15 protein-coding genes are annotated in these 20,202 nt (G+C 70.6%); 8 read left to right on the top strand and 7 right to left on the bottom strand.

The features are described 5' to 3' along the window. Nucleotides 1-133: 133 nt before the first annotated feature. From AC5P09_RS47955 to AC5P09_RS47975, 5 genes are read right to left on the bottom strand one after another with little or no spacing between them, the layout of a single operon-like run. Nucleotides 134-1,444 (bottom strand): DUF58 domain-containing protein, encoded by a 1,311-nt coding sequence (locus AC5P09_RS47955; RefSeq protein ID WP_493879981.1) that lies wholly within the window; start codon nt 1,442-1,444, stop codon nt 134-136. Beyond that, a complete protein-coding gene (locus AC5P09_RS47960) occupies nt 1,444-2,433 on the bottom strand; it encodes an AAA family ATPase (protein WP_266448432.1) in 990 nt (329 codons plus the stop codon). The genes AC5P09_RS47955 and AC5P09_RS47960 overlap by 1 nt, the downstream gene beginning before the upstream one ends. Beyond that, nucleotides 2,433-3,626, bottom strand: coding sequence for a DUF4350 domain-containing protein (locus tag AC5P09_RS47965; protein WP_493879982.1), 1,194 nt, complete (start codon nt 3,624-3,626; stop codon nt 2,433-2,435). The genes AC5P09_RS47960 and AC5P09_RS47965 overlap by 1 nt, the downstream gene beginning before the upstream one ends. Then, complete coding sequence (locus AC5P09_RS47970; protein ID WP_493879983.1) at nt 3,623-4,429, bottom strand: DUF4129 domain-containing protein; 807 nt, start codon at nt 4,427-4,429, stop codon at nt 3,623-3,625. Before AC5P09_RS47970 ends, AC5P09_RS47965 begins: the two co-directional genes overlap by 4 nt. Before the next feature lie 4 nt (nt 4,430-4,433). Next, nucleotides 4,434-5,804, bottom strand: a complete 1,371-nt coding sequence (locus AC5P09_RS47975) for a DUF7847 domain-containing protein (protein WP_493879984.1) — start codon at nt 5,802-5,804, stop codon at nt 4,434-4,436. A 140-nt stretch (nt 5,805-5,944) separates the two neighbouring features. On the opposite strand from AC5P09_RS47975, the gene mtnA reads away from it, so the two are divergent. The 7 genes from mtnA to AC5P09_RS48010 all read left to right on the top strand — a co-directional run bounded on the left by mtnA (nt 5,945) and on the right by AC5P09_RS48010 (nt 15,049). Continuing rightward, nucleotides 5,945-7,093: an S-methyl-5-thioribose-1-phosphate isomerase gene (mtnA, locus tag AC5P09_RS47980; protein WP_493879985.1), complete on the top strand. Its 1,149-nt coding sequence runs from the start codon at nt 5,945-5,947 to the stop codon at nt 7,091-7,093. Between the two features lie 179 nt (nt 7,094-7,272). After that, complete coding sequence (gene mtrA / locus AC5P09_RS47985) at nt 7,273-7,962, top strand: two-component system response regulator MtrA (RefSeq protein ID WP_187283109.1); 690 nt, start codon at nt 7,273-7,275, stop codon at nt 7,960-7,962. A 1-nt stretch (nt 7,963) separates the two neighbouring features. Continuing rightward, nucleotides 7,964-10,057 (top strand): MtrAB system histidine kinase MtrB, encoded by a 2,094-nt coding sequence (mtrB, locus tag AC5P09_RS47990; RefSeq protein WP_493879986.1) that lies wholly within the window; start codon nt 7,964-7,966, stop codon nt 10,055-10,057. Beyond that, a complete protein-coding gene (locus AC5P09_RS47995) occupies nt 10,047-11,873 on the top strand; it encodes an LpqB family beta-propeller domain-containing protein (protein ID WP_493879987.1) in 1,827 nt (608 codons plus the stop codon). Before mtrB ends, AC5P09_RS47995 begins: the two co-directional genes overlap by 11 nt. A gap of 173 nt (nt 11,874-12,046) precedes the next feature. Beyond that, on the top strand, nt 12,047-13,093 hold the full coding sequence (locus AC5P09_RS48000; protein ID WP_493879988.1) for a ComF family protein: 1,047 nt from the start codon (nt 12,047-12,049) through the stop codon (nt 13,091-13,093). A 311-nt stretch (nt 13,094-13,404) separates the two neighbouring features. Then, nucleotides 13,405-14,097 (top strand): ribosome hibernation-promoting factor, HPF/YfiA family, encoded by a 693-nt coding sequence (gene hpf / locus AC5P09_RS48005; protein ID WP_266438733.1) that lies wholly within the window; start codon nt 13,405-13,407, stop codon nt 14,095-14,097. Nucleotides 14,098-14,302: 205 nt separating this feature from the next. Beyond that, nucleotides 14,303-15,049, top strand: coding sequence for a response regulator (locus AC5P09_RS48010; protein WP_493879989.1), 747 nt, complete (start codon nt 14,303-14,305; stop codon nt 15,047-15,049). A 22-nt stretch (nt 15,050-15,071) separates the two neighbouring features. Here the strand turns inward: AC5P09_RS48010 and AC5P09_RS48015 are convergent, their stop codons facing one another. Then, nucleotides 15,072-16,256, bottom strand: coding sequence for a winged helix-turn-helix domain-containing protein (locus AC5P09_RS48015; RefSeq protein WP_493879990.1), 1,185 nt, complete (start codon nt 16,254-16,256; stop codon nt 15,072-15,074). A 55-nt stretch (nt 16,257-16,311) separates the two neighbouring features. Then, nucleotides 16,312-16,890: a GNAT family N-acetyltransferase gene (locus tag AC5P09_RS48020; protein WP_493879991.1), complete on the bottom strand. Its 579-nt coding sequence runs from the start codon at nt 16,888-16,890 to the stop codon at nt 16,312-16,314. A gap of 265 nt (nt 16,891-17,155) precedes the next feature. On the opposite strand from AC5P09_RS48020, the gene secA reads away from it, so the two are divergent. After that, the gene (gene secA / locus AC5P09_RS48025) at nt 17,156-19,990 is read left to right on the top strand and encodes a preprotein translocase subunit SecA (RefSeq protein WP_493879992.1); all 2,835 of its coding nucleotides are present in this window, start codon (nt 17,156-17,158) and stop codon (nt 19,988-19,990) included. Nucleotides 19,991-20,202: the final 212 nt, after the last annotated feature.

Here is a 20,202-nt window from a genome sequence, read left to right on the forward strand (position 1 = left end):
GGACCCTGTGGGAGAGTAGGACGCCGCCGAACAATTGTTGAGGAAACCCCCGTGCCTTTCGGCACGGGGGTTTTCTGTTTTTCCGGGTCGTTTAGGGGCTGGCGGCCCCCTCCGGCGATATGCCGGCAATAGGTCACAGGCGTCCTGCGGCCTTCAGTGCCAGATATGCGTCCGCCAGTGCGGGGGCAAGGTCATCAGGCGTGGCGTCGACGACGGTGACGCCATGGCGGCGGAGTTGTTCCGCGGTGCGATGGCGTTCCGCCTGGGCCTGGGCAGCGGCTGCGGCCTCATAGACGGACTCGGTGTTGCCGCGGGCTGTGGCCATGCCGGCGATGTGCGGGTCCGCCACCGATGCCAGCAGGATCGTGTGGCGTTGGGTGAGCTGGGAGAGGACGGGCAGCAGGCCCTCCTCGACCGGGGCCGCGTCGAGGGTCGTGAGCAGGACGATCAGGGAACGGCGAGGAGCTGACCTGAGTGCCGTTGCCGTAAGGCCTCGGGCATCCGTTTCGACGAGCTCGGGTTCCAGGGTTGCCATGGCGTTGACCAGGGACGGGAGCACATCGCCTGCCGTGCGGCCCTGAACGAGGGCGCGTACGCGGCGGTCGTACGCGAGCAGGTCGACGCGGTCGCCGGCGCGGGATGCCAGGGCAGCCAGGAGCAGTGCCGCGTCCATGGAGGCGTCCAGGCGTGGGGCGTCGCCGACGCGGCCGGCCGAGGTGCGTCCGGTGTCCAGGACCAGGAGGATGTGGCGGTCGCGTTCGGGGCGCCAGGTGCGTACGGCGACCGTGGTCTGGCGGGCTGTGGCGCGCCAGTCGATGGAGCGGGTGTCGTCGCCGGGGACGTACTCGCGCAGGCTGTCGAATTCCGTGCCCTCGCCACGAGTGAGCACGCTGGTGCGGCCGTCCAGTTCGCGCAGGCGGGCCAGCTTGGAGGGCAGGTGCTTTCGGCTGGTGAACGGGGGCAGGACACGTACGGTCCAGGGGGCTTTGTGGGTGCCCTGGCGGGTGAACAGGCCGAGGGGGCCGTACGAGCGGATCGTGATGCGGTCGGACTGGCGGTCGCCGCGGCGGGTCGGTCGTAGACGGGTGGTCACTCGGCGGCGTTCGCCTGCCGGGACTGTCAGACGGTGGCGGGAGGCCGCCACTTCGGTGCCGGGCAGCCAGGTGCTGGGGGGCCAGGCGTCGCGCAGGTGGGCGCGGAGAGGGCGGCGGGTCGGGTTGGTGATGGTGAGGGTGACGTCGGCGGTGTCGCCCAGGCGGACCGATGTGTCGCCCGAGCGGGTCAGGCCGAGGCGTCGTACGGGTGCTGCGAGTGCGAAGTCGCAGGCACAGGCGACGGCCAGGGGGACGTTGACCGCGAGGATGCCTGTCCAGCCGGGGTCCCAGATGCCGACCGGGAGGGAGCCCAGGGCCGCGAGGAGTGCGGCGCGTCCGGTGAGAGCCATCAGCGGGGGACGGGGACGTGGGCGAGGATCGCGTTGATGACGGAGTCGGCCGTCACGCCTTCCATTTCGGCCTCCGGTCGGAGTTGTACGCGGTGGCGGAGGGTGGGGAGGGCGAGCGCCTTGACGTCGTCGGGGGTGACGTAGTCGCGGCCGGTCAGCCAGGCCCAGGCGCGGGCCGTGGCGAGGAGGGCCGTCGCGCCGCGCGGGGAGACGCCGAGTGTGAGGGACGGCGATTCGCGGGTGGCTCGGCAGATGTCGACAACGTAGGCGGTGATTTCCGGAGAGATCGTCGTCTTGGCGACCGCGGCGCGGGCAGCTTCCAGGTCGGCGGGGCCTGCGACGGGGCGTACGCCGGCGGCGTGCAGGTCGCGCGGGTTGAAGCCCTCGGCGTGACGGGTGAGGACGTTGATCTCGTCCTGGCGGGACGGGAGCGGGATCGTCAGCTTGAGGAGGAAACGGTCCAGCTGCGCTTCAGGGAGGGGGTAGGTGCCCTCGTACTCGACCGGGTTCTGGGTCGCGGCGACCAGGAACGGGTCGGGGAGCGGGCGGGGGGTGCCGTCGACCGTGACCTGGCGTTCCTCCATGGCTTCGAGGAGGGATGACTGGGTCTTGGGCGGGGTGCGGTTGATCTCGTCGGCCAGGAGGAGGTTGGTGAAGACCGGGCCGGGCTGGAAGGAGAACTCGGCGCTGCGGCTGTCGTAGACCAGGGAGCCCGTGACGTCGCTCGGCATCAGGTCGGGAGTGAACTGGACGCGCTTGGTGTCGAGTTCGAGAGCGGATGCGAGGGCGCGGACGAGCAGCGTTTTGGCGACTCCAGGGACTCCTTCAAGGAGAACGTGTCCGCGGCAGAGAAGGGCGACGACGAGGCCGGTCACGGCGGGGTCCTGGCCGACCACGGCCTTGGCGATCTCGGCGCGCAGAGCTTCCAGGGCGGCTCGGGCGTTGCCCGGATCCCCGGCGTGCACGGCGTTGTCAGTGGTCGGGTCCATCATGGACGGCGTACCTCTCTTTCGAGGGCGTCGAGTTGGTCGGCGAGGGAGATGAGGGCCGTGTCGTCACCGGGCGGCGGGCCGAAGAGGAGAGCGTGCATGGACTGTCCGTCTCCAGGGCTGTGGAGGTGGGCGGGGAGCAGGGCTTCGGGCGCGTGTGCCTGGGTGACGGGGACGCCTACGAGGGGGGCGAGGCGGGTGCGGGTGGTGGAGCGAAGAGCGGCGGCCGCGCGGTCGCGGGCGTTGGCCTTGCGGTAGAGGCGGGCGCGGCCTTCGACGGTTTCGGAGGCGCGGATCGCCACGGGGAGATTTTCGGGCACCAGGGGGCCGAGTCGGCGTGCCCGCCAGAGGGCGGCGAGGACCGCGGCGATGAAGAGCTGCAGTGTGCCCCAGAGCCAGCCCGACGGGAGCAGGTCGAAGAAGCCCTTTTCGTCGTCCGGGTCGGTGGCGGCGGTGTCGGAGAGCGAGGGGAGGTACCAGACCAGATGGGGGCGGGAGCCGAGGAGTTGGAGGGCGAGCGAGGCGTTGCCCTGCTCGTCGAGGGTGTCGTTGTAGAGGATGTCGGGCGCGCCGAGTACGACGGTGTCGCCGTCCCCGGACCTGTCCGGGACCCGCACCAGGGTGGCCAGGCGGTTGCTGGGGTAGCACTCGTCGGCGTCGGGCCGGGTGGCGGTGTAGCGGATGCCGCCCGTGTCGGCGGTGCCCGCACGTCGGGCGGCGGGCAGGTCGCAGTCGGGGGAGAGCGTCGAGTCGAGGCTGGTGGCGGGATTGGCGACGACGCCGGGGGCGAGCCGCTCGACGGACGAGCTGCCGGGGGCGACGAGGAGTGTGCGGCCGCCGGAGTCGGCGGTCCCGGAGCGCAGTTGGCTCTGTTGGCCGTGCGTCAGGAGGTCGGGGACAGCGACCAGCAGGGTGGTGTCCGGGCCGGCCGCGGCGTCGGCCTCGGCGAGGGTGCTGACCACGCGGGTGGAGACGCCTCGGTCGGCGAGGAGTTCGGCGACGGCGCGGCTGCCGTAGGGGTCGGCGGAGCGTGGGTCGAGCGTGCCGTGCCGGGTGTCGGAGCGGATGGCGGCGATCACCACGGCCGCCACCAGGAGGAGCACGAGGGCGAGGACGACGCCTCGCGCGCGGGTCCACACCTGGCGGGCGGTGGGCGAGGCCGAGGTGGACGGGAGTGTGGCCTCGGTGGTCATTCGGCGGCTCCCCGGCGGGTGTCGTGGACCGCGCTCTGGGCCGTACTGGGGCTGCTGCTCGCTAGTTGGGGCTTGGTGCGTTCCAGATCGCGGTCGAGTTCGGCGATGCGTCGGTACGTCTGCTCGGTCGCCGTGCGTCCGCCGTATGTCACGTCGTCGAAGTCCCGGGCGGCACTGCGCAGTCGGTCTGCCTGCGAGGGCAGTGCGCCACCCGCCTCGGCGGCCGCCTCGTCGGCGGTGCGGCCGGGGCGGGCGTCGAGCAGGGCGCGTTCCTCCAGGGAGCGGACGATGGCACGCATCCGCTCCTGGACGGCCTGGCTCCAGTGGCCCTGGGCAGCGTGGGCCTCGGCGGCCGCGCGGTGTTCGGCGGCGCTGCGGGGGCGGTCGTCGAACAGGGCGGCGGAGGAGACGGGTTCGCGGCGCGGCGTGCCCAGGCGCCACCAGAGGGCGCCCAGGACCGCGAGGACGGCCACGATGACGACCACCAGGCCGAGCGCTCCGCCGGGGGTCGCGGCCGAGGCGGTGTTGAACAGCTTGTCGACCCAGTCCCAGAAGGCGTTCAGGGCGCGCTGGAACCAGCTGGGGTCGTTCTCGTGGTACATCCGCTTGGACAGCTCGCGTCGGGCCGCTTCTCGCGCGGGGTCGCGCGGGATCGTCAGCGGTGGTTCGTCGTCGGAGCGGACGAGCGACAGCGCGGATGTGCGGTCGCCGTGCAGCACGGCCCGGACCGATGCGCGTACGGCCATGTCGGCGGCGTTCGGCAGTGCCGGTACCGCTGTGAGAACTCCCCCCGCCAGGATCACCGCATCAGCTCCCGGGGGCGGGGGTGGTGCCGTAGCCCTGGACGCCTGCGGCGCGGGCCAGGTCGAGGTCGAGGGCCTCACGGCGGATGCGCTGGTCGATGTAGAGGAGCACGGTGACGCCGGCCGTGATCGGGAACGTGATCATGGAGCCGATCACCGAGCCGATGCCGCTGACGATGAGGAAGGTCCAGCCGAGGTCGCCGGTGCCCTCCATGAAGCCGGTGACGCCGTCACCGCTGAACGCGGCGGCGAGGAAGGTGAAGGGCAGGACCACGATCGCCGCCATGATGTTCGCGATGATCCCTGCGAGGAGCTGGATGCCGAACACCCGCCACCAGGAACCGCGGACCAGCTTCGCGGAGCGGCTCATCGACTTCACGATGCCCTGCTTCTCGAGCATCAGCGCCGGCGAGGCCAGGGAGAAGCGCATCATCAGCCACACGGCCACGACGCCGGCGCCGAGGCCGCCGACGACAGCGAGTGCCGTGCCTGCCCCGGTCGAGCCGGCGACGGCCACGAGGATGCCGGGGAGCACGCCCACGAAGACGATTCCGGCGGCGATGAGCATCAGCAGGAGGATCAGGCCCAGCAGCTTCATCACCTGGGGGCGGGCGTCGCGCCAGGCTTCGCCGGTGGTGACGGGGCGGCCGAGCACCGCGCGGCTGGTGACGGTGGTGAGCAGGGCCGTCGCCATGACCGTGCCGATCAGGGAGATCGCGAAGACGACGGCGCTGCCGAGCATGGCGTCGCCCATGGCGCGGGTCACTTCGCCGAGTGTGGCGCTCGGGTCATTGAGGGCCTCGGCGTCGGTGGTGTCGTTGAGGACGAAGCCCTGGAGCAGGATGACCACGATCTCTGTGACGACGGCGACGGTCAGCGAGATGCCCAGGACCGTGCGCCAGTAGGTGCGCATGGTGGAGACCGCCCCGTCGAGGATCTCGCCGACGCCGAGGGGGCGGAGCGGGATCACGCCGGGCTTGGCAGCGGGCGGGGGACCGCCCCAGCCGCGGTATCCGCCGGGAGGGCCGTAGCCGCCGCCCCAGCTGTTGTTTCCGCCGCCGGGAGGGCCGCCGTATCCGCCGGGAGGGCCGTAGCCCCCGGGTCCGCCAGGGGCGGTGGGGGGTGGGGCGCCCCAGCCCGGGCCGGGCGGTGGGGGTGGCGGTGTCTGGCCGGGGGCCGGCTGACCGGTGGGCGCGGACCACTGGCCGGCCGGTGGCTGGTCCTTGGACCACTTCGAGCCGGGGTCCTGCGGGTCCGTTCCCGGCTGCTCCGCGGGGTTCGCGGCGTCAGGCCGGTCGGCGGGACCGGACTCGCCGGACTCGTGCCCGTCGGAGGGGGCGGATCCGGGCGAGGCCCAGCCCGGAGTGTCCTTCATCGTCGCTCCTTCACGGTGCCCGTCCGCGGTCGCGGCGGCAGGTTGGCAGCCATCGTGCCATGGGGTGGTCGTCGACGGACCAGCCGCGGTAGGGGCCGGCCACCTTCAATTGTCCGCCGGATAACGGGCAGACTGACCGCATGGCTGATCAGTACGCGCAAACCGGCGAGGACAGCAGGCCGACCGAGATACCGGCGCTCCGTTGGGAAGAGCCACCCGAGGGGCCCGTACTGGTGCTTCTCGACCAGACGAGGCTGCCGGCCGAGGAGGTCGAACTCGTCTGTACGGATGCGCCGGCGCTGGTGGAGGCGATCCGTTCACTCGCCGTGCGCGGGGCACCGCTGCTCGGCATCGCGGGAGCGTACGGCGTCGCGCTCGCCGCCGTGCGTGGGTTCGACGTGGACGACGCGGCGGACGCGCTGGCGGGTGCCCGCCCCACCGCGGTGAACCTTGCCGTCGGGGTGCGCAGGGCCCAGTCCGCGTACCGGGCGGGGCTCGCCAAGAGTGGTGATGTCCGGCAGGCCGCCGAGGCGGCGCTGGCCGCGGCGCGCAGGCTGCACCGGGAGGATGCCGAGGCCAGCGGCAGGATGGCCGAGCGTGGGCTGGCGCTGCTGGACGAGCTGCTGCCCGGCGGCGGGCACCGGATCCTGACCCACTGCAACACCGGTTCGCTGGTGTCGGGTGGTGAGGGGACGGCGTTCGCGGTGGCGCTCGCGGCGCACCGGGCGGGGCAGCTGCGGCGGCTGTGGGTGGACGAGACGCGGCCGTTGCTGCAGGGGGCCCGGCTGACGGCGTACGAGGCGGCGCGCAGCGGTATGGCGTACACCTTGCTGACCGACAACGCGGCGGGTTCGCTGTTCGCGGCCGGGGAGGTGGACGCGGTGCTGATCGGGGCGGACCGCATCGCGGCCGACGGGTCGGTGGCGAACAAGGTGGGGAGTTATCCGCTCGCGGTGCTGGCGCGGTACCACCATGTGCCGTTCATCGTGGTGGCGCCGGTGACGACGGTGGATCCGGACACGCCGGACGGGGCGTCGATCGAGGTCGAGCAGCGTCCTGGGCATGAGGTGACCGAGGTCACAGCGCCCCAGGTGCCGGTGGCGGGAGCCGAGGCCGGTGGCGGGGTTCCGGTGGCGCCGCTGGGGACCCAGGCGTACAACCCGGCCTTCGATGTGACGCCGCCCGAGCTGGTGACGGCGATCGTCACGGAGGAGGGCGTAGTTTCACCGGTGACGACGGAGGCGCTCGCGGAGGTGTGTGCGAGGTCGCGGCAGGTGACGACCGGCTGAGGGGATCTGGCCCGGGCTTGCCGGGCGTGGCACCCTTGGCTGCCGTGCCCGGCCCGGCCTGACATCCTCGGGGACATCGACACCGGTCGGCGAGGGCAGACAGTAGTGACTTCGTACGACTATCGTCACAGGCCAGTGACCTCTCTCACCAGCGCCCCGGTCACTGTTACAAGAATGGGATGATGTCGTTTATGAAGGGACGAGTCCTTGTCGTCGACGACGACACCGCACTGGCCGAGATGCTCGGCATTGTGCTGCGTGGTGAAGGTTTTGAGCCGTCTTTCGTAGCCGACGGCGACAAGGCGCTGGCCGCTTTCCGTGAGGCGAAGCCTGATCTGGTGCTGCTGGATCTGATGCTGCCCGGGCGGGACGGTATCGAGGTGTGCCGTCTGATCCGGGCGGAGTCCGGGGTGCCGATCGTGATGCTCACGGCGAAGAGCGACACCGTCGACGTCGTCGTGGGCCTGGAATCGGGCGCCGACGACTACATCGTGAAGCCGTTCAAGCCGAAGGAGCTCGTGGCCCGGATCCGGGCGCGGCTCAGGAGGTCCGAGGAGCCGGCGCCCGAGCAGCTCGCCATCGGTGATCTGGTCATCGACGTGGCCGGGCACTCCGTGAAGCGGGACGGTCAGTCGATCGCGCTGACGCCGCTGGAGTTCGACCTGCTCGTGGCGCTCGCGCGCAAGCCGTGGCAGGTGTTCACGCGTGAGGTGCTCCTCGAGCAGGTGTGGGGCTACCGGCACGCGGCCGACACCCGCCTGGTCAACGTGCATGTGCAGCGGCTGCGCTCCAAGGTCGAGAAGGACCCGGAGCGGCCGGAGATCGTGGTGACCGTCCGTGGCGTCGGTTACAAGGCCGGACCGAGCTGACATGTCCGAAGACAGTGCCGCTTCGGCGCCCGGCAGGTCCGGGGCCGGCGCGGGGCGGCCTGTCGGCCGGAAGGCGGCAGGCTCCCGCTGGGGTCGCTTCCTCGAGGGCGGGTTGCTGCAGGGCGGAGTCCAGGGCAGCCCGGTTCTGCGCCTCTTCATGCGCTGGGTGCGCCGGCCACTGCTGCCCGTCATGCGGTTGTGGCGGCGCAACATCCAGCTCAAGGTCGTCGTCACGACCCTGCTGATGTCCCTGGGTGTTGTTCTGCTGCTCGGGTTCGTCGTCATCGGACAGGTCCGCAACGGCCTGCTGGACGCCAAGGTGAAGGCCTCGCAGAGCCAGGCCACCGGCGGGTTCGCGGTGGCCAAGCAGAAGGCCGAGGAGGCGGGGAGCGGCACCGGCGACGAGGCCACCACGGTGGACGGCCGCCCCGCACAGAACGTCATCCAGTGGATGAGCGACCTGGTGGAGTCCCTGTCCAGCGGTGGCCAGGGCGCCTTCGACGTGGTGACGCTCCCGGCCGGCAACGACAGCGGCGGCGGGCGCGGGCCGCGCGCCTCCGGCAACGTCGTCGCGTCGTCCAGCGTGCCCGAGGCCCTGCGCGAGCGGATCGACAACAGTACGGCGGCGTTCCAGAGCTACACCCGGATCGTCTACGACGCCGACAAGGAGTCCCAGCCGGCCCTCGTCATCGGCAAGCAGGTCAACGACCCGAACAGCGATCCGTACCAGCTGTATTACCTATTCCCGCTCACTCAGGAGGAGAAGTCGCTGAGCCTGGTCAAGGGGACCCTTGCGACGGCCGGCCTCTTCGTCGTCGTACTCCTCGGGGCCATCGCCTGGCTCGTGGTGCGGCAGGTCGTCACCCCGGTGCGGATGGCGGCGGGGATCGCCGAGCGGCTGTCCGCCGGGCGGCTTCAGGAGCGGATGAAGGTCACCGGCGAAGACGACATCGCGCGGCTGGGCGAGGCCTTCAACAAGATGGCGCAGAATCTGCAGTTGAAGATCCAGCAGCTGGAGGACCTGTCGCGGATGCAGCGGCGGTTCGTGTCGGACGTGTCGCACGAGCTGCGGACGCCGCTGACGACCGTGCGGATGGCGGCCGATGTCATCCACGACGCGCGCGTGGACTTCGATCCAGTGACCGCCCGGTCGGCCGAGTTGCTCGCCGACCAGTTGGACCGGTTCGAGACGCTGCTCGCGGACCTGCTGGAGATCAGCCGCTTCGACGCGGGCGCGGCGGCCCTGGAGGCCGAGCCGATCGACCTGCGCGAGGTCGTACGGCGGGTCGTCAGCGGGGCCGAACCGCTCGCCGAGCGCAAGGGCACGCAGATCCGCGTCGTGGGCGACCAGCAGCCCATCGTGGCCGAGGCGGACGCCCGGCGGGTGGAGCGGGTGCTGCGCAACCTCGTGGTCAACGCCGTGGAGCACGGCGAGGGCAAGGACGTCGTCGTCAAGCTCGCCGCGGCGGGCGGCGCGGTGGCGATCGCGGTGCGCGACTACGGTGTCGGGCTCAAGCCCGGTGAGGCGACCCGCGTCTTCAGCCGCTTCTGGCGGGCGGACCCGGCACGCGCCCGTACCACGGGTGGTACGGGCCTGGGGCTGTCCATCGCCCTGGAGGACGCGCGGCTGCACGGCGGCTGGCTGCAGGCGTGGGGCGAGCCGGGCGGCGGCTCGCAGTTCCGGCTGACGCTGCCGCGGACCGCGGACGAACCGCTGCGGGGCTCGCCGATACCGCTGGAACCCAAGGACTCGCGGCGCCATCGCGGCCTCGACGACGCCGGTCTGCCGCGTGGCGGCGGGGAGAAGACCGCCACCGTGCCGGCGCAGCCGAAGGGCGACCAGGGGCCGTCGCGGGGCCCGATCACGACCCGGCCGTCCGCCGCGACGCCCACGGCCGATCCGACGGCGCTGCCGGGCAACGGCGCACGCGTGGTGCCCCGGCCCGCTTCGGGAGCGCGGCGGCACGACGAAGCGCCCGCGGGAGCCGGGCCGGAGCACAGCGAGGCCGACGAGGCACGGAGTGAGGCCGTGAGCCGGCCGGACGCCGGGTCGGAGGGCTCGTACGAGCAAGGGGAGGCATTTCGTGGGCGCTGACCGCGAGGGGGGCGCCCGGCGCACGCCGGGGCGCGCGGCGGTGTACGCCGCTTGTGGTGTCGTACTGCTGGCGGGGTGTGCGTCCATGCCCGACGGCGGGGATCTGCGGGGCGTCGAGTCCACGCCGCGTCAGGACACACAGGTGCGGGTGTTCGCGATGCCGCCCCAGGAGGACGCGTCCGCCTCGGACATCGTCCAGGGCTTCCTGGAGGCACTGACCAGCGACGATCCGCACTATGAGACGGCGAAGAAGTACCTGACGCCCGAGGCCGCGAAGAAGTGGCATCCGGAGCTGTCCACCACGGTGCTCGCGGACGGCGTGAGCGTCGGGGCCGAGCAGGCCGCGGACCGGGAGGACGCGGACGTCGTCTCGTATCCGCTCACCGGCGACCGGGTCGCCACCGTGGACGCGCAGCAGTCGTACGCGCCCGCGGAGGGGAAGTACAGCCAGACGGCGTACCTGACGCGGGATCAGAAGAGCAAGCAGTGGCGCATCGACGGGCTGCCGCAGGGCGTTGTCATGGGGAAGTCGGACTTCCAGCGCAACTACACGTCCGTCGACAAGTACTACTTCGCCTCGAACACGACGTCCGGAACGAGTCCGGAGACCGTGGCCGTCGCCGATCCCGTGTACGTGCGTGAGCGCGTGGACCCCATGGCGCAGATGGTGCGTTCCCTGCTCACCGGGCCGACGAGCTGGCTCGATCGCGTCGTCAGGTCCAGTTTCCCCACCGGTACGAAGCTCAAGGACGGCGTCACCTCGCTGACGCCGGACGACCAGGGCAAGCTGACCGTGCCGCTCAACGACCGGGCGGCGCGGGTCGATTCGGTCAAGTGCGACGAGATGGCGGCGCAGCTTCTGTTCACCCTGCAGAACCTCACGCCCGCGGTGAACGAGGTCGAACTGCAGGCGGGCGGAAAGCAGTTGTGCTCGCTCCCCGAGGACGGGGCCGACACGGTCGCCGCGCGCGGCTCGGTGCGCAGTCCCGCGTACCTGTACTTCGTCGACGGCGAGCACCGGCTCGTACGGCTGCCGGCGGGCAACGACAGTACGAAGCCGGATCCGGTGCCGGGAGCGCTGGGCGAGGGCGACAAGGAGCTGCGGTCGGTCGCCGTGTCGCGCGACGAGCACAGCGCGGCCGGGGTCGGTATCGACGGCAAGGCGCTGTACGTCGGCTCGCTGGTGTCGGGCGGATCGCTCGGCGAGCCCGTGCTGACCAGCCGGGGTGCCACGGCGAACGACCGGCTGACCGCGCCCAGTTGGGACGCGGAGGGCGACCTGTGGGTGGCCGACCGCGATCCCGGCAACCCGCGGCTGCTGTTGCTGAAGGAGGGCGCGGGCGAGCCGCTGACGGTGGACATGCCGGGGCTGGACGGGCGCATCAAGGACGTCCGGGTGGCCGCCGACGGGGTGCGGATCGCGCTCGTCGTCGAGAAGGACGGCAAGCAGTCCCTGTTCATCGGGCGGATCGAGCGGGGCGAGAAGGCCGAGGACGCGCCGTCGGTCCAGGAACTGCGGTCCGCGACCCCGGAGATGGAGGAGCTCACGACCATGTCGTGGGCCGGTGACAGCCGGCTCGTGGTGGCCGGGCGCGAGCAGGGTGGCGTGCAGCAGATGCGGTACGTCCAGGTCGACGGCTCCACGCCGGAGGGGTCCGCGCCCGCGGCTCTGACGGGCGTGAAGGAGATCGCCGCGTCCGAGGACGACCGGTTGCCGTTGGTGGCGTTCTCGGAGGACGGGATCGTACGGCTGCCGTCCGGGACACAGTGGCAGAAGGTGGACACGGACGGGACGGCGCCGGTGTATCCGGGGTGAGTGTCGGTCTGCGGGGGCTGCGGGCTCCTGCGGGGTAGGTGGGCGGCCGCTGCTGCCGGGTTCGACTCCGGCGGGGGCGGTCGCTTCGCTGTGTGCGCCGGCTCCTCGAGTTATCCACAGGGAGTTGTCCACAGGGGTGGCAGCGTGGTGTCGGCGTTGGCACAGTGGTGGGCATGCGGGGGTGGTGGCAGGACCTCACCGACCTGGCGCTGCCGGCCGAGTGCGGAGGCTGCGGGAGGCCTCGCACGGTGCTGTGTCCGGAGTGCCGTGCCGTCCTGAGCGGGGCCGTACCGCGCCGGGTGCGACCGGTGCCGGAGCCGCCGGGGCTGCCGGTCGTGCACGCGGTGGCCCGGTACGCGGACGAGGTTCGGGCCGTGCTGCTGGCCCACAAGGAGCGGGGTGCGCTGGCGCTGGCGGCACCGCTGGGTACGGCTCTGGCGGGGGCTGTGCGGGCGGGGCTGCGGGTGGCTGGGAGGCCCGCTGACGGGGTCGTCCCCGGGCTTCGGGAAGCCCGGGGACCGGCGGACAGGGCAGGGCTTCGGGAGGTGCGAGGGCTGGTCGACGGCGCTGGTGGTGGTCAGGGGGCTGCGGGGAGAGGCGGCGGCGTCGTGATGCTGGTTCCCGTGCCGTCCTCGCGTCGGGTGGTTCGGGCGCGGGGGCATGATCCGGCGCGGCGGATCGCGCTGGCGGCGGCCGGGGAGCTGCGGCGGGCGGGGACGCCGGCGCGGGTGGTGTCCGTGCTGCGGCAGAGCCGTGCCGTGGCCGACCAGGCCGGGCTCAACCACCGGCAGCGGCTGGAGAATCTCGCCGGTGCGCTGGTGGTGGTTCCCGGGGGCGGACGGCTCCTGTCCGGTGGTCGGGTCGTGCTTGTCGACGACCTGATGACCACGGGCGCGTCCTTGGCGGAGGCGGCACGTGCGGTGCGGGCGGCGCTGGCGGAGCAGACGGCAATGGCGGAGCAGACGGTGGCATGTGGCGGCGTCGCGGGTGCCCGAGCGGTCGTGGTGAGTGGGGCGGATGTGTGTGGAGAGGGTGCAACGGCGGTGTACGGCACGGTACGTAGGGAAGGCAGAGGGGAACGGATGGGCGGTGCGACGGAGGAGGAGACGGGCCGGGTGGCCGTCCCGTCGGGAATGGCGGGCGTCAGCGGTGACGGTGACGCGATCTGCGCGGCCGTGGTCGCAGCCGCACCGGATTCTTTCGAAATAAACCGGAACTGACTGCGAACTTGCATCGTTGCAGGTAATGAGAGGGTCTATTCACCTGAACGGAGGTATGCCGCGGTAGAGGGTGACGACATCCGTCCAGGCGAGATATGTTCGGTTGTGAGAGAAAGGCGCAGGCCACACCTCTCGAATCCGAATGCCGTGCCGTGGGTTTTTCACTATCACCCACACCGGTGGAGTGGAGATCTTGCCCGCGGGGGAGGAGGTGGAAGTCACCGAGTCCGAGGTTCCGGGGCTCACCGGAGCCTGGTGCAAAAGGGAGACGCTCCGCAGCGAAGCGGAGCGATCCGGGAACGGAGTTCTGCGTGGACATCGTCGTCAAGGGCCGCAAGACCGAGGTGCCCGAGCGGTTCCGCAAGCACGTGGCCGAGAAGCTGAAGCTGGAGAAGATCCAGAAGCTCGATGGCAAGGTGATCAGCCTCGACGTCGAGGTGTCCAAGGAGCCCAACCCCCGACAGGCCGACCGCAGTGACCGAGTGGAGATCACGCTCCACTCCCGCGGTCCGGTGATCCGGGCGGAAGCGGCAGCCAGCGACCCGTACGCGGCACTCGACCTGGCTGCGGAGAAGCTGGACGCCCGGCTGCGCAAGCAGCACGACAAGCGCCACACACGCCGAGGCGCGCGGCGACTGACGGCGGCCGAGGTCGCCGACCACGTTCCGGGCGCGGCGACGCTCAACGGGAACGGCCACACCGCCCACGAGGAAGAGCCGGAGAGCGTGCCGACCAAGAAGATCGGCTCTCTCGAGGTGAAGGGTGAAGGCCCCCTCGTCGTCCGTGAGAAGACCCACGTCGCCTCCCCGATGTCCCTCGACCAGGCTCTCTACGAGATGGAGCTGGTCGGGCACGACTTCTACCTGTTCATCGACTCCGAGACGAAGGAGCCGAGTGTCGTCTACCGGCGGCACGCCTACGACTACGGCGTCATCCACCTCAGCACGGACCCGATGGTCACCCAGACGCAAGGCCCGGCGGCGGGTGGCACGTTGGGCGGCTGATCACCCGGCCGACAGCTGAGCCGGTGCCCCTGGTGAGCGTGTGTGCGCCCCCAGGGGCATCGGTGTGCGACCACTTCGCGCCCCGCTCGTCGCCGCAGTGTCGTCCGGGCATGAAATCATGGCCGCACCGGCCCAACCGCTGGGCCGTTGCCTTGGGTTGGCGATGGCACAGAACCACAGGCCACAGCCTTCAGGGGGAGGAACGATGGCGGACAGCTTCGGACCGATGCAGGACGAGGACGCCTCAGACGGCGTCGTCGCCACGGGCCCGGACGCGGGCTCTCCACGCAAGGAGCCGATCCGTGTCCTGGTCGTGGACGACCATGCCCTCTTCCGCCGTGGCCTGGAGATCGTCTTGGCGGCCGAGGAGGACATCCAGGTCGTGGGAGAGGCCGGGGACGGCGCGGAGGCCGTCGACAAGGCCGCCGACCTGCTGCCGGACATCGTGCTGATGGACGTACGGATGCCCAAGCGCGGCGGGATCGAGGCCTGCACCTCCATCAAGGAGGTCGCCCCCAGCGCCAAGATCATCATGCTGACGATCAGCGACGAGGAGGCCGACCTCTACGAAGCGATCAAGGCGGGCGCGACCGGATATCTCCTCAAGGAGATCTCCACGGACGAGGTGGCCACCGCCATTCGCGCGGTGGCCGACGGGCAGTCGCAGATCAGTCCTTCCATGGCGTCGAAACTGCTCACCGAGTTCAAGTCGATGATCCAGCGGACCGACGAGCGCCGTCTGGTGCCCGCGCCGCGGCTCACGGAGCGTGAGCTGGAGGTGCTGAAACTGGTCGCCACGGGGATGAACAACCGGGATATCGCCAAGGAGTTGTTCATCTCCGAGAACACCGTGAAGAACCATGTGCGCAACATCCTGGAGAAGCTGCAGCTGCACTCCAGGATGGAGGCGGTGGTCTACGCGATGCGCGAGAAGATCCTCGAAATCCAGTAAAGAACCGGATCAGAGGCCCGGATCAGAGGGTCGCGCGGGTGAGTTCCCTCGCGAGGGGCTCGCGCAGGTCCGGTGCGTCCACCCGTTCCACCCGTACGTTCGTGCAGTTCACCCAGCTCGCCGCCTCGATCAGGGCCTGCGCGACCGCCGGGACCGCCTTCGGGCCGTCCAGGGTGACCTGCCGGGCGACCAGGGTGCTGCCCTCGCGGGCCGGGTCCACACGGCCGACCAGATGGCCGCCGGCCAGCACCGGCATCGCGAAGTAGCCGTACACCCGCTTCGGCTTGGGGACGTAGGCCTCCAGGCGGTGCGTGAAGCCGAAGATCCGCTCCGTGCGCGCCCGTTCCCAGACGAGGGAGTCGAAGGGGGACAGCAGGGTGGTGCGGTGGCGGCCGCGCGGAGGTGTCTCCAGGGCCGCCGGGTCGGCCCAGGCCGGCCTGCCCCAGCCCTCGACCGCGACCGGGACCAGGCCGGAGTCGGCGATCACCGCGTCGACCTGCTCGGCCTTGAGACGGTGGTAGTCGGCGATGTCCGCGCGCGTGCCGACGCCCAGGGACTGGCCGGCGAGGCGGACCAGGCGGCGCAGGCACTCGGTGTCGTCCAGGTCGTCGTGCAGCAGGGTCTCCGGGACGGCGCGTTCGGCGAGGTCGTACACGCGCTTCCAGCCGCGGCGCTCGACGCACACCACCTCGCCGTACATGAGGGCCCGCTCGACGGCCACCTTCGTGCCGGACCAGTCCCACCACTCGCTGGTCTTCTTCGCGCCGCCCAGATCCGTGGCGGTGAGGGGGCCTTCGGTGCGGAGCTGCTTGATGACCTGGTCGTAGGCGCCGTCGGGGAGGGTGTGGTTCCAGTGGGGGCGGTTGCGGTAGGCGCGGCGGCGGAAGGCGAAGTGGGGCCACTCCTCGATGGGGAGGATGCAGGCGGCGTGGGACCAGTACTCGAAGGCGTGGGGGCGGGCCGAGGCGGTGCTCCAGTATGCGTTCTCGACCGTCTTGCGGCCCACGGCGCCGAGGCGGGCGTACGGGATGAGTTCGTGGGAGCGGGCGAGGACCGAGATGGTGTCGAGCTGGACCGCGCCCAGATGGCGGAGGATGCCGCGGACGCCTGAGCGGCGGTCCGGGGCGCCTAGGAAGCCTTGGGCCCGCAGGGCGATGCGGCGGGCCTCGTCTGCCGAGAGGGTGATGTCCGGGCGCGGGGTCGTCATGAGCCGCACGATAGGGGGTGGCACTGACAACCGGCGCTGAGCTGCGACTTCTCTGCTACGACCGGGAAGGCGCCGGCAGATAGGGCGCGGTCGACGGCAGGCCGAGGTCCGAGGGCAGCAGCGAACCCACCCAGCTGTCCCGTCGTACGCCCTGGTGGACGATCGCGGAGCGCAGGATGCCCTCACAGGTGAAGCCGACGCGTTCCGCCACCGCGCGGGAGGACTCGTTGCCGACTTCCGCGCGCCATTCCACGCGGTCGATCGACAGCTGGGTGAAGGCCCAGTGGGAGGCGGTGCGGGCGGCCTCGGTGACGTAGCCGTTGCCGCGGTGTTCCTTCGTGCCCCAGAAACCGATCTCCGCCGCGCTCAGGGAACGCATCGTGAGACTGAGCATGCCCACCAGGTCCTCCCCTTCGGGGAGGAAGATGCCCCAGGAGAGCATCGAACCGTCCGCCCAGCCCTCGTGGACCAGTTGCTCGGTGAAGCTCCGGGCGTGTTCGGGCAGGTAGGGCGCGGGGATCGAGGTCCAGCGCCGGATGTCGGGGTCCTGGACGGCCGCGTACACGGCGTCGGTGTCCTGCGGACCGACCGCGCGCAGCAGGAGGCGGTCGGTGGTGAGCGTGACGGGGTCCATCGGCCGATTCTGCTCGGGGTCGCGCAAAGGCACCATCTCTTTGCCGTGCGTGAGCGGGTGATCACAATTCGCGCAATTCGTCGGAGCGGCGCGGCACCATCCGCGGGGCCCGGCCGTTGTCCTTTTGAAGAGATGTGAAGCAGTGGGCGGTCACCGTCGCGGCAGGCCTCCCGGCGTGGCGGGGTCCTCGCATACGATGGCCGTTGCTCAGTAGTCCAATGGAAACCGACCGTCCCAGGCCCGACCGGCAAGGAGACCAACCCCCGTGTCCGTCCTCTCCAAGATCATGCGTGCAGGCGAAGGCAAGATCCTGCGCAAGCTGCACCGCATCGCGGACCAGGTCAACTCCATCGAAGAGGACTTCGTCGACCTCTCCGACGCCGAGCTGCGGGCCCTCACCGATGAGTACAAGCAGCGCTATGCCGATGGTGAGAGCCTGGACGACCTGCTTCCCGAAGCATTCGCGACCGTGCGCGAGGCCGCCAAACGCGCCCTCGGACAGCGTCATTACGACGTCCAGATGATGGGCGGCGCCGCCCTCCACCTCGGTTATGTCGCCGAGATGAAGACCGGTGAGGGCAAGACCCTGGTCGGCACGCTGCCCGCTTACCTGAACGCCCTCTCCGGAAACGGCGTCCACCTGATCACGGTCAACGACTACCTGGCCGAGCGCGACTCCGAGATGATGGGCCGCGTCCACAAGTTCCTGGGCCTGAGCGTCGGCTGCATCCTCGCCAACATGACGCCGGCCCAGCGCCGCGCACAGTACGCGTGCGACATCACCTACGGCACGAACAACGAGTTCGGCTTCGACTACCTGCGCGACAACATGGCGTGGTCCAAGGACGAGCTCGTTCAGCGCGGCCACAACTTCGCCATCGTCGACGAGGTCGACTCGATCCTGGTCGACGAGGCCCGTACGCCGCTGATCATCTCCGGCCCGGCCGACCAGGCCACCAAGTGGTACGGCGACTTCGCCAAGCTGGTCACCCGGCTGAAGAGGGGCGAGCCGGGCAACCCGCTCAAGGGCATCGAGGAGACCGGCGACTACGAGGTCGACGAGAAGAAGCGCACGGTCGCCATCCACGAGTCCGGCGTCAGCAAGGTCGAGGACTGGCTGGGCATCGACAACCTCTACGAGTCGGTGAACACCCCCCTCGTGGGCTACCTGAACAACGCCATCAAGGCCAAGGAGCTCTTCAAGGCGGACAAGGACTACGTCGTCATCGACGGCGAGGTCATGATCGTCGACGAGCACACCGGCCGTATCCTCGCCGGCCGCCGTTACAACGAGGGCATGCACCAGGCGATCGAGGCGAAGGAAGGGGTGGACATCAAGGACGAGAACCAGACGCTCGCCACGATCACCCTCCAGAACTTCTTCCGCCTCTACAAGCGCCACGACCACGCGGGCAAGGAACAGCCCGGCCTCTGTGGCATGACCGGTACGGCGATGACCGAGGCCGCCGAGTTCCACCAGATCTACAAGCTCGGCGTCGTCCCGATCCCGACCAACCGGCCGATGGTCCGCAAGGACCAGTCGGACCTGATCTACCGCACCGAGGTCGCGAAGTTCGAGGCGGTCGTCGACGACATCGTCGAGAAGCACGAGAAGGGCCAGCCGATCCTCGTCGGTACGACGTCGGTCGAGAAGTCCGAATACCTCTCGCAGCAGCTCTCCAAGCGCGGCATCCAGCACGAGGTGCTGAACGCGAAGCAGCACGACCGTGAGGCCCCGATCATCGCCCAGGCCGGCCGCAAGGGCGCCGTCACCGTCGCCACCAACATGGCCGGCCGTGGTACCGACATCAAGCTCGGCGGCAACCCCGACGACCTCGCCGAGGCGGAGCTGCGCCAGCGCGGCCTCGACCCCGAGGAGCACATCGAGGAGTGGGCCGCGGCCCTGCCGGCCGCCCTGGAGCGGGCCGAGAAGGCCGTCAAGGCGGAGTTCGAGGAGGTCAAGGACCTCGGCGGGCTCTACGTCCTCGGCACCGAGCGGCACGAGTCGCGTCGTATCGACAACCAGCTGCGCGGTCGTTCCGGCCGCCAGGGCGACCCGGGCGAGTCCCGCTTCTACCTCTCCCTGGGCGACGACCTGATGCGCCTGTTCAAGGCCCAGATGGTCGAGCGTGTGATGTCGATGGCGAACGTCCCGGACGACGTGCCGATCGAGAACAAGATGGTCACGCGCGCGATCGCGTCCGCGCAGTCGCAGGTCGAGCAGCAGAACTTCGAGACTCGTAAGAACGTCCTGAAGTACGACGAGGTCCTCAACCGGCAGCGCGAGGTCATCTACGGCGAGCGCCGCCGCGTCCTGGAGGGCGAGGACCTGCACGAGCAGGTCCAGCACTTCATGGACGACACCATCGACGCGTACGTCACCGCGGAGACCGCCGAGGGCTTCCCGGAGGACTGGGACCTCGACCGGCTGTGGGGCGCGTTCAAGCAGCTCTACCCGGTGAAGGTCACCGTCGAGGAGCTGGAGGAGGCGGCCGGCGACCGGGCCGGTCTGACCGCCGAGTTCATCGCCGAGTCCATCAAGGACGACATCCACGACCAGTACGCGGCGCGCGAGGAGCAGCTCGGCTCCGAGATCATGCGTGAGCTGGAGCGCCGGGTCGTGCTGTCGGTCCTGGACCGCAAGTGGCGCGAGCACCTCTACGAGATGGACTACCTCCAGGAGGGCATCGGCCTGCGCGCGATGGCGCAGAAGGACCCGCTGGTCGAGTACCAGCGCGAGGGCTTCGACATGTTCACCGCCATGATGGAGGGCATCAAGGAGGAGTCCGTCGGCTACCTGTTCAACCTGGAGGTCCAGGTCGAGCAGCAGGTCGAGGAGGTCCCGGTCGAGGACACCAAGCCGTCGCTCGACAAGCAGGACGCGGTGCCGGCGCAGGCGCGCCCCGAGATCCGCGCCAAGGGGCTCGATGTCCCGCAGCGCCGGGAGCTGCACTTCTCCGCGCCGACCGTGGACGGCGAGGGCGGTGTCATCGAGGGTGACTTCGCCGATGACGACGAGCCGGTGCGCTCGGAGTCCGACGGCCTCACGCGCGCGGAGCGGCGCAAGCAGTCGCGGGGCGGGCGGCGTCGTAAGAAGTAGTGATGGGGTCTGTGTCTGTGCCTCTGTCTGGGGCGCGGTAGCGGCTTGAAGGGCCGGGTCACCTTGGGGTGGCCCGGCCCTTTGGTATGTGGCTGGGGTGGGTGGTCGTTCGGGCAGGCACGGTGCCTGGCGGGATCAGTCGTCCCTACGTTGTTCATCGGGATGAGCGAGCCATTCGTAGGGTTGGCTCACCCAGGGGCGCTGGGTGTGGC

Source organism: Streptomyces sp. a15 (genome assembly GCF_059026085.1).